Source organism: Gordonia sp. NPDC003376, assembly GCF_053589235.1.
Genome location: NZ_JBSFRM010000004.1, coordinates 164,726 through 180,378, shown reverse-complemented (window position 1 = coordinate 180,378; position 15,653 = coordinate 164,726). Strand labels below are relative to the sequence as shown.

At 63.9% G+C, this 15,653-nt stretch carries 14 protein-coding genes; 6 read left to right on the top strand and 8 right to left on the bottom strand.

Annotation, left to right across the window (positions count from 1 at the left end; genetic code table 11):
• Window positions 1–704 precede the first annotated feature (704 nt).
• Window positions 705–1,331 (top strand): TetR/AcrR family transcriptional regulator, encoded by a 627-nt coding sequence (locus ACWDUA_RS06555; protein ID WP_449750198.1) that lies wholly within the window; start codon window positions 705–707, stop codon window positions 1,329–1,331.
• A gap of 453 nt (window positions 1,332–1,784) precedes the next feature.
• Here the strand turns inward: ACWDUA_RS06555 and ACWDUA_RS06550 are convergent, their stop codons facing one another.
• Together ACWDUA_RS06550 and ACWDUA_RS06545 are read right to left on the bottom strand one after the other, a co-directional pair.
• Window positions 1,785–3,290, bottom strand: a complete 1,506-nt coding sequence (locus ACWDUA_RS06550; protein WP_449750197.1) for a DUF222 domain-containing protein — start codon at window positions 3,288–3,290, stop codon at window positions 1,785–1,787.
• 126 nt (window positions 3,291–3,416) lie between these two features.
• Window positions 3,417–3,653 carry a hypothetical protein gene (locus ACWDUA_RS06545; RefSeq protein ID WP_449750196.1) on the bottom strand — a complete coding sequence of 79 codons (237 nt, stop codon included), beginning with the start codon at window positions 3,651–3,653 and terminating at the stop codon, window positions 3,417–3,419.
• Between the two features lie 7 nt (window positions 3,654–3,660).
• Here ACWDUA_RS06545 and ACWDUA_RS06540 point away from each other — a divergent pair, with 7 nt between their 5' ends.
• The 4 genes from ACWDUA_RS06540 (at window position 3,661) to ACWDUA_RS06525 (ending at window position 7,010) form a co-directional block, all read left to right on the top strand.
• Window positions 3,661–3,852 carry a hypothetical protein gene (locus tag ACWDUA_RS06540; protein WP_449750195.1) on the top strand — a complete coding sequence of 64 codons (192 nt, stop codon included), beginning with the start codon at window positions 3,661–3,663 and terminating at the stop codon, window positions 3,850–3,852.
• 67 nt (window positions 3,853–3,919) lie between these two features.
• Window positions 3,920–4,957 carry a YdcF family protein gene (locus ACWDUA_RS06535; RefSeq protein WP_449750194.1) on the top strand — a complete coding sequence of 346 codons (1,038 nt, stop codon included), beginning with the start codon at window positions 3,920–3,922 and terminating at the stop codon, window positions 4,955–4,957.
• A 2-nt stretch (window positions 4,958–4,959) separates the two neighbouring features.
• Window positions 4,960–5,658, top strand: coding sequence for an ABC transporter ATP-binding protein (locus ACWDUA_RS06530; RefSeq protein WP_449750193.1), 699 nt, complete (start codon window positions 4,960–4,962; stop codon window positions 5,656–5,658).
• Window positions 5,655–7,010 (top strand): hypothetical protein, encoded by a 1,356-nt coding sequence (locus tag ACWDUA_RS06525; protein WP_449750192.1) that lies wholly within the window; start codon window positions 5,655–5,657, stop codon window positions 7,008–7,010. The genes ACWDUA_RS06530 and ACWDUA_RS06525 overlap by 4 nt, the downstream gene beginning before the upstream one ends.
• A 169-nt stretch (window positions 7,011–7,179) precedes the next feature.
• On the opposite strand, the gene ACWDUA_RS06520 is transcribed toward ACWDUA_RS06525, so the two are convergent.
• From ACWDUA_RS06520 to ACWDUA_RS06495, 6 genes are all read right to left on the bottom strand, one after another.
• The gene (locus tag ACWDUA_RS06520; RefSeq protein ID WP_449750191.1) at window positions 7,180–8,496 is read right to left on the bottom strand and encodes an IS256 family transposase; all 1,317 of its coding nucleotides are present in this window, start codon (window positions 8,494–8,496) and stop codon (window positions 7,180–7,182) included.
• 478 nt (window positions 8,497–8,974) lie between these two features.
• Entirely contained in the window at window positions 8,975–9,766 is a 792-nt protein-coding gene (locus tag ACWDUA_RS06515; RefSeq protein ID WP_449750338.1) for a protein phosphatase 2C domain-containing protein, read from the bottom strand.
• A gap of 382 nt (window positions 9,767–10,148) precedes the next feature.
• On the bottom strand, window positions 10,149–10,814 hold the full coding sequence (locus ACWDUA_RS06510; RefSeq protein WP_449750337.1) for a vWA domain-containing protein: 666 nt from the start codon (window positions 10,812–10,814) through the stop codon (window positions 10,149–10,151).
• Between the two features lie 62 nt (window positions 10,815–10,876).
• Window positions 10,877–12,712 carry a hypothetical protein gene (locus ACWDUA_RS06505; RefSeq protein ID WP_449750190.1) on the bottom strand — a complete coding sequence of 612 codons (1,836 nt, stop codon included), beginning with the start codon at window positions 12,710–12,712 and terminating at the stop codon, window positions 10,877–10,879.
• 287 nt (window positions 12,713–12,999) lie between these two features.
• Window positions 13,000–13,881 (bottom strand): hypothetical protein, encoded by an 882-nt coding sequence (locus ACWDUA_RS06500; protein WP_449750189.1) that lies wholly within the window; start codon window positions 13,879–13,881, stop codon window positions 13,000–13,002.
• Between the two features lie 666 nt (window positions 13,882–14,547).
• Window positions 14,548–15,096, bottom strand: coding sequence for an SDR family NAD(P)-dependent oxidoreductase (locus ACWDUA_RS06495; RefSeq protein ID WP_449750188.1), 549 nt, complete (start codon window positions 15,094–15,096; stop codon window positions 14,548–14,550).
• Between the two features lie 56 nt (window positions 15,097–15,152).
• Between ACWDUA_RS06495 and ACWDUA_RS06490 the strand changes: the two genes are divergently transcribed.
• Complete coding sequence (locus ACWDUA_RS06490; protein WP_449750187.1) at window positions 15,153–15,629, top strand: hypothetical protein; 477 nt, start codon at window positions 15,153–15,155, stop codon at window positions 15,627–15,629.
• Window positions 15,630–15,653: the final 24 nt, after the last annotated feature.

The window sequence follows — 15,653 nt, the reverse complement described above, 5'->3', positions numbered from 1 at the left end:
CCTCGTGTGGAGGACACTCGGATTCTTTCAGGATCGAAACCACACCGTGAGATCACTCTCAGCCATTGCCATTGAATGCCCACCCACACATATCGACCACATGGTTCGACAGCGCCTCAGCGAACGTCAGCCCCCCACGGACGGACTATCCATGCAGCTCACTGGGCGTTTCCGGGCACCAGATCCAGTACGTACGCTGCGACGAGCCCCCTTTTTAGGCGACACTTCCCATTCCACAAGCGAATGCTGATAATCCACAAGACAAGGAGATCCTCCCCATACATGTACGGGAAAGCGAATATTTGTAGTCCGCTCGGTTGACAATTTCCCGTACATGCACCGCACATGCCCGTACATACACGGCCACGAATGGATAGAAAGAAATCGGCAGCCGGTCGATTCCGATATTTTCGACGAACCCGGAAACTCTTCTTCGCCAGAATCAATGGCGCCATACAGACCACAACGGTCATTCCTGAGATGCTCACGTTACGTCCGAACGAATGAATTTCGCGTCCCAGGTCACGCCTCGCACGATTCCAGCGAGTACCCCATACGTCATAGACACAAGCTGAATGCAGTGGTCACCCGCACATTTGCCGGGTGATCCCGTCATTCACCGTTGGCCGGCCTCTCAACCCGACGGCCGGATAGATGCGGCCAGCGGTTGGCATTGATGACCCGGATGGTTGAGGATGACGCACATGCAGTACTCGTCATCGGATTCCCGGGTCGACTCGATCGTCAAGGCGGCCATCCGCATCCTGGACGAAGGCGGAGTCGATGCCCTCAACATGCGGCAACTCGCAGCCGAGGTCGGTCTCCGTCCGATGACTCTCTATCACCACGTACCCAACAAGACCGTCTTGCTGACGTTGGCGATCACCGAGGTCGGCCGGCGGATCACCTGGGGCACCTACACCGGGACGCCCCGGGAGCGTCTCATCGCGCAGGCCGTCGATGTCTACGTCAAGCTGTCAGCCGTCGACTGGATGCCGGCCGTGCTGCGTGCAGGCGCCCCCACGGGCGCGCCACCGCTCGATCAAACCGAAGTCTTCGTCACGACGGCCGCCGAGCTGGGCCTTGACGACGCAGCGGCGTTCGGTCTCTGGTGCACCATCTGGCATGTTGTGGGCGCCGAGGTGCGGTGGAGCCCAACGGCGCTGCGCGAGTTGGGCGAACAGATCAGGCGACCGACGATCGATCCTGAGCTGGTCAGGCTCTACCCATCGGTCACTCGTCTGATCGCGAATCTCGATGAGCTGACCACCGACTACCACATCGAGCCATACCTGGAAGCACTGATCGATGGGGTACTCGCACGCCGGTGAGGCTTCCCTGGCAGCAGTGGTGGGCAATCCTCGAGCAACCGTTCGCGTGAGCCGCAGTGAGCACTCTCGGCTGCTCCCACATCGTGCACGAGTTGCTTCCCCACACCCCACCACGCATCGGATGCGCGCGAGAATCCGAACTACCCGAGTGCTTTTCGATCTGCTCTGCCCGATAACTTTCCTCCGGTGCTCCGAGGTCCGCCTTGGCTATCGGGACCGCGCGCCATCGTCCCAGGTATCGGCTGCGGTGGTCGCGGGACTGCGTCGTGAGGGCGAGATCGCCTGTGCGAACACAGCGCCGGTGTCACTGTGTCACTGTGTACTTCGCCTACTCACGCTACAGCGCATGAGCACTGGCCAGGCTGTCGTGCTCGCCTGCTAGTCGAGCGTCCACGTGCATCCCACCGTCTGTTGCAACCGCGTGTTGGATAGCGTGAGTGTTCCGCGGAACACTCACGCCGCCACACTCACCCGGTCCTCCCGCTCCGCGGCACGTCGGCGCGCTGCCCGCAACGCCCAGTTGGCATAGATGACATCGGTCGCATGCACGAGGTCGAGTCGGCGGCCACCACCACGCGGAGACACCGCGTCCGCGCATATCCGGGGGTTCGGCCTCCACCCCGGTGGCGCCGCCGTGGGTGGCGGCGTCGCCGACATCTCGGTGCCATCCGGTGCACGAAAGACGAACTGCTGCACACCGACCGCCTCGATACCGAACTCGCCACGATGCAACGCACGATGATGCTCCGAGCACAACAGGATCAGGTTGTCGAGGTCGGTACGGCCACCGAGAGCCCACGCGATGACATGGTGAATGTGCAAGTGCCCGGTACGCTCACAACCCGGGGTCTGACACGTGTGATCACGCTGAACGATCGCCTTGATCTGCGTGAGCGTCGGCCGCCTCCGCTTCCGCCCGAATTTCAGAACAGCACCGTTCTTGTCGTGGATCACCTCCCGCACCGCAGCCGAACACGCGAGTTCTGCAGCCTCCGCCTCCGACAGCGCGGGACCATGCTCCAAGTGTGGGTCGGTGACACCCTCACCTGAGTCACAGCCCTCGCCTTTGCCACTACCGTCGGCTCTGCCCAGCGTCGGTGTGAGGTGATCGTCGCCCATGTGCACGATCACCTCGGCGGTCGGCGCAAGCTGCGGAACCTCGATGACGCTCTGCGCGACGCCGGCCATCACCAACACCGCCGGCGCGATCTCCGACGGAACGTAGCGCCACAACCGTTTATCGCGCTGGATGCGCTCATAACGGCTGGTCGGTTCGGTGACGCTCTCGGCGACCAGCTCGTACGCCGCAGCAATCTCGGGGTCCTCCAGATCCAGCGGTAGGTCCGCGTCACCACCGACCCGGGTGCGCTCGTACTCGGCGCGCGTCACGCCGGCCAGGAACTGTGCCGCATCACCAGCCGTGAGATGCATCGAGACCGAAAGACTGCCATCGTCGTGCCATCTCCACGAACCGGTCGACCGGGTGAACTCGGAGCGCTCCCCGGAACGCCGACGGTCGATCGTACGTGTCGCCCGGACCAGATCCTCGACCTGCTTGGCGGTCGACGCCATCGCGATGTGGACCAGCTCGGGTTCCCGAATCGGTGTCGCGACCCGGGTGATGGCACGAACCTTGGAGTACGAGAGCCTCCCCTGCCCAAAGGCTTCGGTCACCAACGGCAACTCCGTCAACGCGCGCGCCACCCGCAGATACTCGTGCGCCGTCCGCCTGGAGATGCCAGTCCGCCACGACAACCAGTGCACACACGACGTCACACCCACCGCATCAGCCCACGCACGACGTTTGTCGAACTCGGCCAGATACGCCAGGAACTGCGCCGTCATCGCGGTGATCTGCGACGCATACCCGACCAGCCGATCACCGAGTTCGGTCCGCGACAGATCCTCCGGTGGCGTTCCGTCGAACAGCACCTCGACGTCGGCAGATGATGTGACCATGACCCCGCACCCCCAATTGTCGAACTGATGTGCGGAAGCCTACGAGCGGGCACCGACACAAGTGTTCCGCGGAACACTCACGCACATCAGCGTCTCATCACAGGCTGACGAGTGACCGAGTAGTCGCTACCACCGAATCCACGAGCCGAGAATTGCCGACCCGAGATCGGCAGTGACAGTCCCGACCGCCTGAGCTGCAGCCAGCGCAGCCTCGCCGGGATGGTCCTGCGCGTACGCGAGGGTGTCGTCGGCAGAACTCCAGTCGGTGTACGTCGCCTGCTCGGTGACGTAGCTCCATGTCGTGACTGCGGCGCCACCCAGGAACACCGGGACTCCGATGGTGGAGCGGCTTGAGCCGAGCATCCGGTATGTGTCGGAATCGGGCGAGGTTCTCGGCTACACCGACGGGACTCACGAGGATCTTGTCGAGATGGCCTCCCGCTATCTTCCCGCCGACAAGGTCGCCGGCTACATCGAGTTCGCCGAGGCCGATCACGGGGAGCAGACCCGGGTGACCGTGACACCCCAGCACTGGATCTCCTCCGACCTCGGCGCCGTCTGACTCCTGCCTTATTGCGCACAGCTACACTGAAATCGGTCTGTGCCCGGCGACAGAGAGAGTCTGAGTAATGCAGCTAGTCCTTGGCTGGGCGGCGATTGCCGCTGTGCTGGTGGCGATCACGGCATGGCGTATCCGTAGTGATCCACGCAGGCCGGGCAACGGGTTCTGGATGGTCGCCACCCTGATTGCCCTATGGCTGCTGGCGGCCTCGATGCTCGGCACGCTTATCTCGGCCCCGACCGCCACGGTTGCCCTGCTGATCAGCATAGGGATCGCCCTGCTGGCTCTCGTCCTGATCGCCGTCGCTCTGGTGCTCAACGGGATTGTCGTCGGAATACGGGAGGGATTCCGGGTCTCGACAGCAGTGCCCGCCGTCAGCGGGTTCGCGATCCTGCTCACTCTGGGCGGGACCGCACTGTGGGTCCGGGAGCTAGATGCGGAGCTTCTGACAACGGTCATTCTTCCGGTGCTGATTCTGCCGGGCGCGATTCTGATCCTGGAGCTGGTCGCCTATATCGTGTACGCGATCGCATATAGCCTTCCCCGCCGGGTGCCCGAGGCACAGGCTGTTGTGGTGCTGGGTGCCGGGCTCTCCGGTGACCAGGTGACCCCGCTGCTGGCCAGCCGCATCGACAGGGGTATCGCGGTGCTGAACGAGCTGACCGATCGGGGCGGCGATCCGGTGCTAGTTCTTTCCGGGGGCCAGGGTTCCGACGAGGCGCTCTCCGAGGCGGAGGCCATGTCCCGCTACGCCACCGGCAAGGGAGTCGAGCCAGTAAGAATGATTCTGGAAGACACCTCTACCACTACCCTGGAAAATCTGCGGAACACCGTCGCGGTCCTCGCCGCCCGTTCCTTTCACTGGACCCGGATGCTGGTCGTAACCAGCAACTTTCACGTGCTGCGGGCCGCGTTCTTCACCAGGCAGCTGGGCATCAATGCCAGTTGCACCGGCGCACCTACAGCTATCTACTATGTGCCTGCCGGGTTCCTGCGGGAGTTCGCGGCCGTCGTCGTGCACTACCGCAAGGCAAATCTCATTCTGTGGCTTTCCCTTTCGGCCCTATGGCTAGCCGGACCGATCATCACGGCCTTCGGATCCTGAGCATGGACGCACGTACCGTCCTCACCGGCACCGGCTTGCATAAAACCTTCGGCACCTCCCCTGCCTTGCGAGGGGTATCTATTTCCATCAGCAGGGGCGAGTCGGTGGCCATCATGGGGACCTCCGGCTCCGGCAAGACCACTCTGCTGCAAATACTTGCGGGCATACTCACCTCCGATAGCGGAAGCGTACTGCTTACCCCAAACCCGGGCACCCCGCCGGTAGAGGTGACCACGCTGTCCGCGGCGCAGCGAACGAGTCTGCGGCGGAATACCTTTGGCTTCGTCTTTCAGCAGGGCCTGCTGCTGCCAGAGCTGACGGCAACCGAGAACGTGGCGATTGCCGCGATGCTGACGGGAACCAGCCGGGCCGCCGCGACCCAAGCCGCCCTCAGCTGGCTACATGCGATGGGACTGGCCGCACAGGCGGCGCAGCCCGTTGGCACCCTCTCCGGCGGGCAGGCTCAGCGGGTCGCGGTGGCCCGCTCCCAGATCAATCAGCCGGTGCTCACGTTCGCCGATGAGCCCACTGGGGCACTGGACTCGTATACCTCGGATCTGGTGATGGACACCCTGCTGCGGGTGACCGCCGGGGCGGGCCGCAGCCTGGTGGTGGTCACCCACGATCCCGCGATCGCACATCGCTGCGGACGGGTGGTGCGTCTTGAGGATGGGATCTTCGCTGACGACTCCTCCTCATGACCGAGATCCGCGCGCTCACGCCTATTCTCCTGAATCGGGCCCGGTTGCTGTCGCCCTCGGGCCTGCTGATCGCCGCGGCCTTCGGCTCCTGCACCGCCATCGCACTGACGGTGGCCGGCGGAGCCTGGGCATTTTTACACTGGGAGCCCTTTGCGCAGGAGCCGGATCTGCTGGGCATCTACCAGTTTCTCGCGGTGTTCGCGGGCCTGCTGCTGGGTGTTCCGGTGGCGGCCCTCGGGGCGGCGGCAGCCAAGCTCTCGGCCCGCAGCGTGGACGCCCGGCTTTCCACCCTGTCACTGCTGGGCGCCCGGCGCTCCACCATTATGGCGCTTGGGGTGCTGCAGCCGATGATCCCTGCGATAACGGGCGTGCTGGGCGGGACCGCCGCGTCCTATCTGCTCATTATCCCGTTCTCCCGCATCCACTTTCAGGGAGAGCCACTGGGATACGCCGCGATGCTGCTGCCACCCTGGGCGGTACTCGCGGTCGCCATCCTGCTGGTTCTCAGCTGCGCAAGCGGGGCGGTGCGCGGGCTGCGGCGGATCACCGTCACCCCTATGGGAGTCCGCACCCGCTCACTGCCCCCTGCCTCACCAAGGCGCCGTATTGCCGCGGTCCTCGCCCTGGTCGCCGCGACGGCGGGGATTTTCGCCGCGCTCAGGATCTTTGGCGCCTCAGCGGGCAATCTGGTGCTGATCGGGGGCCTGTGTCTTTTTCTTCTTGGCGGGCTCGCGGTTGTCAATACCGCTGGGGTGCTGCTGGTCCGGCTGGTCGCCACCCGCTCGGTGCGCGGCGCTCGATCCCCGGATTCGCTGATCGCGGCCCGGCTGGTGCTGGCCGAGCCCATGCAGTTCTGGCGGCGGGTATCCCCGCTGGCGCTGACCTCATTCATCGCCTCGGTGATCGGCACCGGAATCTCGCTGAGCAGCAACGAGGATCGCGCCGGAATGTCCGGCCCGGCGGGCCATGTGGCCGGGGATATCACCACCGGTATCCAGATCGTTCTGGGGGTGTCATTCCTGTTGATCACGGTCTCCGCCGTAGTCAGCCAGGCCGCCGATGTCTATGATCGCGCCACCACTTATCGGGACCTCTACGCCGCCGGGATGTCTGTGTGCAGCCTGCACCGGATGACGGTGGCGACCACAATGAAACCCGCGATGTGGGTGTCGGTGATTACCGGGCTGTCCGGGATTGTGCTGGTGCTGCCCCTGACCGGGATCGCCCTGCTGACCCAGTCGGCAACCCTGCTCACCATGCTGGGTTCGATCCTGGCCGGCCTGGCCATCATGCGCCTTGGTCTGGCTGTGACCCGGCCGCTGATCTCAGGAATCACCGGCGGCCGGGTGTAGCTCAGAACACCAGAACCGGTTTGACCACCGCTCCCGAGGTCGCTGCCTCCACCGCTTGGTTGATTGCGGATAGCGGGTAGGTGGCTATCAGGTCGTCGATGGGGAATCGGCCAGACTCGTAGTGGGACACCAGCTCGAGGAATAGTCAAATCCTGTGGATCGTGGGTCGTCAGGCGACCTCGGTCACCGGGGTGTCCGGTGAGGGTTCGGGTGTGATGTCGACGGGTCGTTCGAGGAGCTTGCCCTTGTGGAACAACGCGCCTGCACGCACCAGTGCCACGAGGTGCGGGGCATTGACTGACCGCCACCGGGACTGCACGGCCTCGATCAGCTTGTAGGCCATCGCCATCCCCGCCGCCCGCGAACCAGGCCCCTCGGTCACCTTCGTCCGCAACCGGACTGTGGCGAAGGTGGATTCGATGGGGTTGGTGGTACGCAGATGCACCCAGTGCTCGGCCGGATACTTGAAGTACTCGAGCAGCACGTCGGCGTCGTCGACGATCTTCGCGACCGCCTTCGGGTACTTCGCCCCGTAGTCCCGTTCGAACGCGGAGATCGCCAACTGGGCTTTGTCGATGTCCTCCGCGCCGTAGATCTCCTTCATCGCAGCCAAAGCGCCGGGGTGCGCGGACTTCGGTAGCGCGGCAAGAACATTGGCCTGTTTGTGGAACCAGCAGCGCTGCTCACGGGTATCGGGGAACACCTCCCGCAACGCCTTCCAGAACCCGAGTGCCCCATCGCCCATCGCCAGGACCGGGGCCCGCATCCCACGGCGGCGGCAGCCGCGCAGCAGGTCCGCCCACGACTCGGCCGACTCGCGGTAGCCGTCGGTGAGGGCAACGAGCTCTTTGCGCCCGTCCGCGCGGACCCCGAGCATGACAAGCAGGCAGAGTTTCTCCTGTTCGAGCCGGACTTTCAGGTGAATGCCGTCGACCCACAGGTACACGTAGTCGACCTGAGAGAGGTCCCGCTGCCCGAACGCGGTGGCCTCGTCCTGCCACTGGGTCGTCAGGCGGGTGATCGAGGACGGTGACAGGCCGGCGCCGGTGCCGAGGAACTGCTCCAATGCCGGACCGAAATCGCTGCTCGACAGCCCGTGCAGATACAGCAGCGGCAGCACCTCCGACACCTGTGAGGACTTGCGTGCCCAGGCGGGCAGGATCGCCGACGAGAAGCGCTTGCGCTCACCGCTGTCGGGGTCGGTGCGCTTGTCGTTGATCCGCGGCGCCTTCACCGCGATAGCACCCGCGGAGGTGAGCACCTCGCGTTCGGCGTGGTAGCCGTTGCGGACCACCAGTCGGTGGCCGTTGTCGTCGACCTCGCCGACATGCCGAGCGACGTACTCGGCGACCTCCGCCTGCAAGGCCGCGGCCAACATCTGCCGGGCACCGTCACGGACGATCTCGTCGAGCAACGACCTGCCCGCAACGATCGCGGTGCCGGCCTCGTTGGAGTCGTCGCTGTTGTTGTCCACTACCGTGAGCACGGGCGTGCCTTCCCGCCAGCGCGCCAACGCTGGTCTTGATCAGATTCCTGGGATTTCGAAGATCATCATCCGGGAAGGTGCGCCCTCCCGGGATCCACAGGTTCTGATCATTGCTCACGTCGCTGCCCACATCACGTCACGCATCGACAACTGACCAGCACTGCAGATCGCGGCGCCGGGAGTCCGGCGCCGCGATCAACCTTCCTCACCGATGATCGTGAGGCCCCACACCGACTCGTCCGCCGACGCCGTTACACGATGGACAGGTCTTGCGAACTTCGGTTCGCACCTGCTTTCCGCGATAGTCCTTCTCGTACTTGACCTCGGTGACCGTGCCATCTCCTCTGCACTTCGCGCAACGGTGACAGTTGCCACACGACGGGCTGTATCCGGGCATGCTATATCTCCTTTCGGGCGCCGACGCCGATGGCCGGTGCCGGGGCATGAACTCGATTCCGCTTCAGGGAGACCGCTCGATTCACCGACCATCCTCGGTCTGCGACTCGCCGTGTCCGGTACTCGCCGCGACAACGGCGTCGGGCCAGACGGCTACCAAGGTGCGATCGTCGTCAAACGTCTCACGGCTGAAGTCGGCGGCATTGGCAAACTCAAGGAGTGATGGAACCCCGACGCCCAGAACGTCCTTGAAGAGGTTGCCGACACCTCCTTCACCGCTTCCCAGCGGATCTCCGATACCGTCGGTGCCGACCAGCAGAACCTCGTCCGGCTCGAGCACCACCGACCTGACCTGCGGCGTCTGCGGCACGCGCGGCAGACCCGACACCGCCGAACTCGTGATCCCGCATTCGTCTGCCGACTTCCCCTCGATCAGCGATTCGAAGCCTCTGCGGGACAGGATCCATGCGCCCGAATCGCCGACATCGGTGATATGGACATCGGCAGTGCCGTCGTCACGAGGATCGACAATAGCCACCACGAGTGTCGTGGAGAAGTCTCGCGCGGCCGCGGTTGCATCCGGTTCTTCTAGACCCAGAGTGGTTTTCGCTTGTTCGACGATCGTCCAGGCCGCACCTCGGATCAGTTCGTCCCAATCGATCGGGGAACCTACCTCGGCGGCATATGCCTGCACCCATTGTGGGACGTACCGGACGGCGCTGCTTGCACCGACATGTGCGTGCACGCAGTTGCCCACACCGTCGGCGACGGCAACCACGACCCGGCCACTCGGCAGCATGTGGACCGCGAAGTCATCTTGACGTGGTTGCCCATAGTAGCGGTGTGCGTGCCCACGCAATGACGCACCGCGCACCGTGACCTTGCCGGTGCTCCATCCGTCGACGACGGTGTCGGGGCGGAACGGAAATGACCGGAACTTCTCGGACGTCGGGCGGGGCTCCAACCGTGGACCCGGGGTACCCACCGACACCGGCTGCCAGCGCAGGGTTCCCACCACCGATGCGACCTGCTCGGAGTCATGGACCGGTGGGGCACTCGGGTGCACAACCGCGGGCGCTGGGCGTGCGGACGCCCTGATATCGGAATGGACTGTCCCGACACGACCGGGGGAACCGGCGAACTCGGGTCCACGTGCGGCGTTGGTGTAGGTACCCGCCGCGGCGCGGTCGCCGATATCAACGGGCCTGAGCCACAGCCGCTCCCACCATCTGCGGATGGCCTCCCAGCCCGCCACGTCACATCACTTCCGCGGCGATCTGGAATGACGCCGGCGGCTCGATCACGATCCCGCCGCCCGTGCCGACGCTGTGGCCGGACGAGATCACCGATTGGGTCAGCGCCTCGATGAACTGGCTCAGCATGACTCCGGTATCCGACCCCACCGCAGTCACGAATGCGTACGCCGGATCCGACGCCAGCTGCATGATGGTCTCGGTAACCGCGTTCCGGATTCCGAATGCCAGCAAGTTGGGATGCGTCCGCTCCCGCATCAATGCCGCGAGTACCGGCTCCCAACCATCCCCGTGATCGGGAGCACCGTCGGTCAGGAAGAACACTGCCGGCCGAACCACCTCGAACCCTTCGCTCTTCATCTGTGGGATGTCAACCGTGATCCGGTGGCTGAGTTCTTCGAGTGCAGCCCGGTACGAGGTGGACCCGCTGATGTTCAGCGTGGGCATCTCCGGCAACAGTCTGAGATCCGTCGCCTCCAACTTGGTTACGGCGCTGGACCCGAATCCGATGATCGAAAATCGCACTTTGGAGGCAGCAAACGGCTCCTCCTGCAGTGCTGATAGAAGACTCGTCATTCCTATGTTGAGCTGGTCCATCTCCTGGACCATCGACCCGGACTCGTCCACCACGAGGTAGACGGGGAGTATCCGACCCTGGGGCTCTGGCATCGCTGCTTTCCTTTCCCTGATACGGGTGTTGCGGTTTTGTGGGGTAGACATTCGCGGGCCTCCTATTGGTGCAGCTTGATGCCGTCAAGAGTGAACGAGACGGGATATCCTGCGCTGGTGGCGAACTGCATCGAGGTGACCACTGGATTCACGGGCTCGTCGGTTCCCGCTGAGGTGGTTGTCTGGACACCCAACAGTCCCGAGTCCGCATTCACCGATCGCGACCAGCCTGGATAGCTGATGGTCACCGGCGATTGGAACTGGAGGTCGCTGCGCAGTTGCCGGTACCCGACAAATTCCCATCCGCGGTACACCTCGATCTTGTTGCATCCGGAGGCGCTCACTGTCGACGTCAGGTACACCTGCCACAACTCGGCTTGTTGTAGTCCGTTCTCGCCGTGGAAGGTCCACACCTCACAGGTCTTGTATCGCTCTTGGAAGGGAAAGGCCGTGGTACGGAGCTCTTCGGCTGCATCGGCCTCCGCCGACGCCCACGCCGTCGACGCTTTCCCTGCCACAACAAACGTCGAGATCAACAGCACGACACCAATGATGACCGTTGTCACTCGGCCGCCCCATGGACGGAGCAGAAGAAACGCTGCCAACAGGGCCAGGATCACCACCACCCCGGCGAGGTAGTCGGCCACGAAGGCATCAAAGACACCTCGAACTGCGCCGTCGTACACGGCCTCCGACGGCGCGAGTAGTGCGGTACGCCGCATCAGCAAATGACCGAGAAGATAGGGGGCCAGCACGGTGACCACTGCCGCCACCCCCCAACCGATGACTGTCCAATCATGTGCCACTCGAGCTTTCACCGTGGCTGAGGCAGGGGCGGCCTGCCGGTTCTGTGAAGTGGTAGGTGGACTGTTTCGCGTGGAAGGCGTCGCCGCCGTGTGTACGCCCTGCGGTAGAGCAGTCGGCGTTGCGACGGTGGTGCGAGGTCGTGTGCGCGGCGCGCCGACGGGACTCGGTTTGGGTACCCCAACAAGATTCACGATCTTGTGAGTCCGCAAGACTGTGTCGAGAATCTGATGCCACTGCGCCGCCGACGGACGACCGGCTTTGGAGCCGCTGATCGACGCTCGAACTGCGGTCTTGATGGCACTCGGCGTCTTGGCCGGCAACTGATCGGGATTTCTCGTGCCCTGATCGCCGACCAGGACTCGGAGCACCATCAGCCCGAATTTGTACATGTCCGACTGGGCCGTGGCCAACTCCTCTCCTGATGGGACTTCCCATTCCGGGGTTTCGAGTTGCGTAGCCACAGAGCGACTCGCGACTCGCATCGCGTCGGTGTCGATGAAGTACACCGATACCGATGTCGAGAGCGAGAACAAGAGGTTCTTGGGCGAGATATCCCCTACCGCCACCGACCGGGCATGGAGCTTGGCAAGCGCTGCGGCGACTTCCTTCAGTACTTCGATGCGCTGACGATCGGTGATCTTGAGCCCCCGGTTGGCATCCACCTGCCGGGGATTCATGATGTGCTGGATCTCCGCCGCGACACGTTTCGGGCCGCTGACGAGGTTGATCGTCATGAAGAACTTTGCGGGAATGGCCGGCATCACGAATCCAGTGACCGAACCTGCGTGGGTTACCAGTGCACAGGGCCATGCCGCAAACTCGACGAGCCTGGATGCTTCCGAGTGGCCCAGCCTCTCAAGGAAATCCGGCATGGCGGCCAAGGCGCTCCGGTTGAGCCCTCCGACAACGCCCGGCTTGTACTCCTTGTACACCATGTTGGAGGTGAAGGAGGTCTTCACTTTCGATGCACGATAGACGACCCCTTGACCGCCGGCAGCAATCTTGGTCGACCCATCGATCGGGCCGATCGTCGAGCGTTCAAACGTGCGCGCCAATCCGTACCCCTCTGGTGGAAAGGCGGTCAGATTCATTGGTACATAACACTTTCGGGTACACGTGCGTACTCAACGATCCGCCTCGATAAAGTCTGCGAGAAGCGTAGCGGATACCTCGTGGCGGAATCTGTCGTCCATCCGTACGATTGCGTGGCCCGGGGAATGACCTCGGCGACTTTCGCGGCCGACATCGGCTACCTCTGGGATTCGAGAATGCGACGGAGCGCCACCGAACGATCCCATGCGCCTTGGATCAGTGCGGCACGACACCGGGACGGTCAGTGCCACATGGCACTGACCGTCCCGGTACGACAGGGTTCGGCCTATCCGCGCAGACCTGCGTTGGTCGGATAGTTCGGGTCGGACTTGCACGCTTTGTCCGTCAGGACATCGCCGAGGCCCGGGATGTTCTTGGCAGCACGTTCCATCTGCCCCACCGGATCAACCAGGTCCACCCAGTGGCCGAACTGATCTTTGAACGGCTTGGGCAGCCGAGTGAGGCGACCACCCGCGAGTCCCCACGTGGCGCTGATGAATGCCTCACACACCATCTGCTCGGCTTCTGCCTGTCGCCCACTCGCCGACGCTATACCGCCGCAGATCGTCTTCATTCCTGCGACCAGCGGACCTCCCACGGAACCGACAAAGTACAACGGCAGGTCGGTGATGTTGTCCGGATCGGGCGTCAGGCTCTCATCGACGCCGTAGGCAAGCCACTTGCAGTAGTCGGTCGGACTCGCGAGCCGGTTGGGCGCAGTCGGTGCGCCGCCCGGGAGGAACTTCGTGACGTCGATGGTCACCCGGTAGCGGCGGACATCGGTACGACCGGGCTCGAAGCACTGGAACACCGTGTCATACACACCCGGAAGGAACGGCCCCAGCCGCACCGAACCATCGCCCTTGCCATTGGTGTGTAAAACCCTGCTCTGCAACTCATTACTACGTCCGTCGGCGAAGACGTACACCGTACATGGGCTGCTCGGAGTCACCGTGCGACCCACCATGTGCGCGACGATGAAACCACCTTGTTCGGTGCTCACCCGGCTACCGCCGTGGCTATCGCCAGACCAGGGCTTCAGTCCGATCGGTTCGACCTTGTCCGCCGCGGCAACACCGGCCACGCCGGAGATGAACGCCGTCACCGTCAGTAACAACACCAGCACACTTCTCGCCCATTTGACCACGACAACCCCTTCGACATCCACGGATTCATCTCGCCAACGACACCGAAGGCGAATTCGTCGTCAATGTAGGCACAGCGAAGGCCTACACCTGCCGATCACGCGCTGAGGATTCCCACAAACGGACCAGCGAATTCGTATGAACGATCCACACCGGTAACCGGTGAGTACGCGTGGCCGATCTCGCGTTCGCGAGCAGGAGTTCGGTGGCCCAGATCTCAAGGAACTGCAGAGCGGCGATGTCACATCATTGCGGATCATCAACTACAGCTGGGAACCCCGACGTGGCGGTCGAGGTGTTCGACAAAGCAGCGGTCAAGGTGCCGGCCGACCTGTTCATCTTGTGAGCGCTGGTCAGCAGAAGATCGGCCGTCATCGTGAGGATCGGGAACCCCAACAACCACTCTGTGGGGCAGCAGTGCTCCCAGTGGCGATCATGAACAGTCCCGTCCGATAACCGAAACCGGCAGTCTCGACTCGCTCTTTCCCTGACACCGAGTGGTTGCGGTACGGCTCGTCTTCCGAGCCGTGCCGCAACCACTCTCCTGGGTGTCCGGATGGGTGAAACCAGAAGTCGCCGCCACAGTCCGATGTCACCGCGCGTGTCACCCGCAGATACTCGTGCGCCGTCGGCTTGGAGAGTGATATCCGTGTGTCGAGGCCAGTGATACCGCCTCGCCGGATGTCGCCTCAGCCCTCGGCAACCACTTCTGGTAGTCCGGATCGGAACTCGGCGTCCATGTCGCCGATGGCTTCCCAGGACATGTTCGGATGGGTGTGGACCCAGAAGTTGCCGGTCTCGACCGCGGCGAAGGTCAGCCTGGCCACATCGGCGGGCTCCATGCCGTTGGAACCGACAAAGCTGTCCATCTGGGTCCGCAGCGACTCCCCGCCGGAACCCGACGTCACCGCATCGCGGAAGATGTTGGTGCGCACCGGCCCGGGATACACCGAAGTGACACCGACCGCAGCGTCGACCGACTGCAGTTCCTCGCGCAGGCATTGGGTGAGGACGCGGACCGAGGTCTTGCTGCACATGTAGCCGGCCATCCTGGTGGTGCTGGTGAACCCGCCCAGCGACGAGAGCATCACCACGTGTCCGGGCAGGCCCGAGTCGATGAGTGCGGGCAGGAACAGGACTCGAGGTGCACACCGATCGGGGTCCGGAGTACCCGGTGTTCTCCGGCTAGACCGATCGGGTCGGTAGCCGCTGGAGCGCGACGGTGTAACACAGATCACGGCATGTCCGACAAACCGGATGAGCCCTTGCCACCGCACCTCGGAGGAGTCCGTCCATGCCCACCACCCGTCAAGTCGTCATCGGAGCGGCCGTTGCTGCCGCCGCGACCGCGATCGCCCTTCCCGCCGCGGGTGCTGCGCACGCCGCACCGGTCACCGTGTACCAGATCCCGGCCACCGCCCTCGCGGTCAGCGGCCTGGTGGTCCCCGGACCGTACTTCGCCACGGTCACCGCCCAGACCACCGGCAAGGCAGGCGAACTCAAGGTCGCCGCACCCGCCTCCCCGTCGATCTGCTCGAGTTCCGCAGCCGGCGCCCTGGTGCGGATCAACTACCTCGGCGTGACCACGGGACGCGCGGGCGGCGTCACCGTGAAACCCTGCCCGTACTACCTCGATCCGACGCCCACCTCGGCGGTGATCCACCCCGGAAACGGGCAGGCACTCCTGTCGATCCAGGTCACCGGATCAGCCGCCTACCCGAATGCCGGACAACCGTCATTCCCCGGGGTGGCGACGGTCAGCGTGCCGTGACGGCCTGACCTCCGTTCGGCGCGG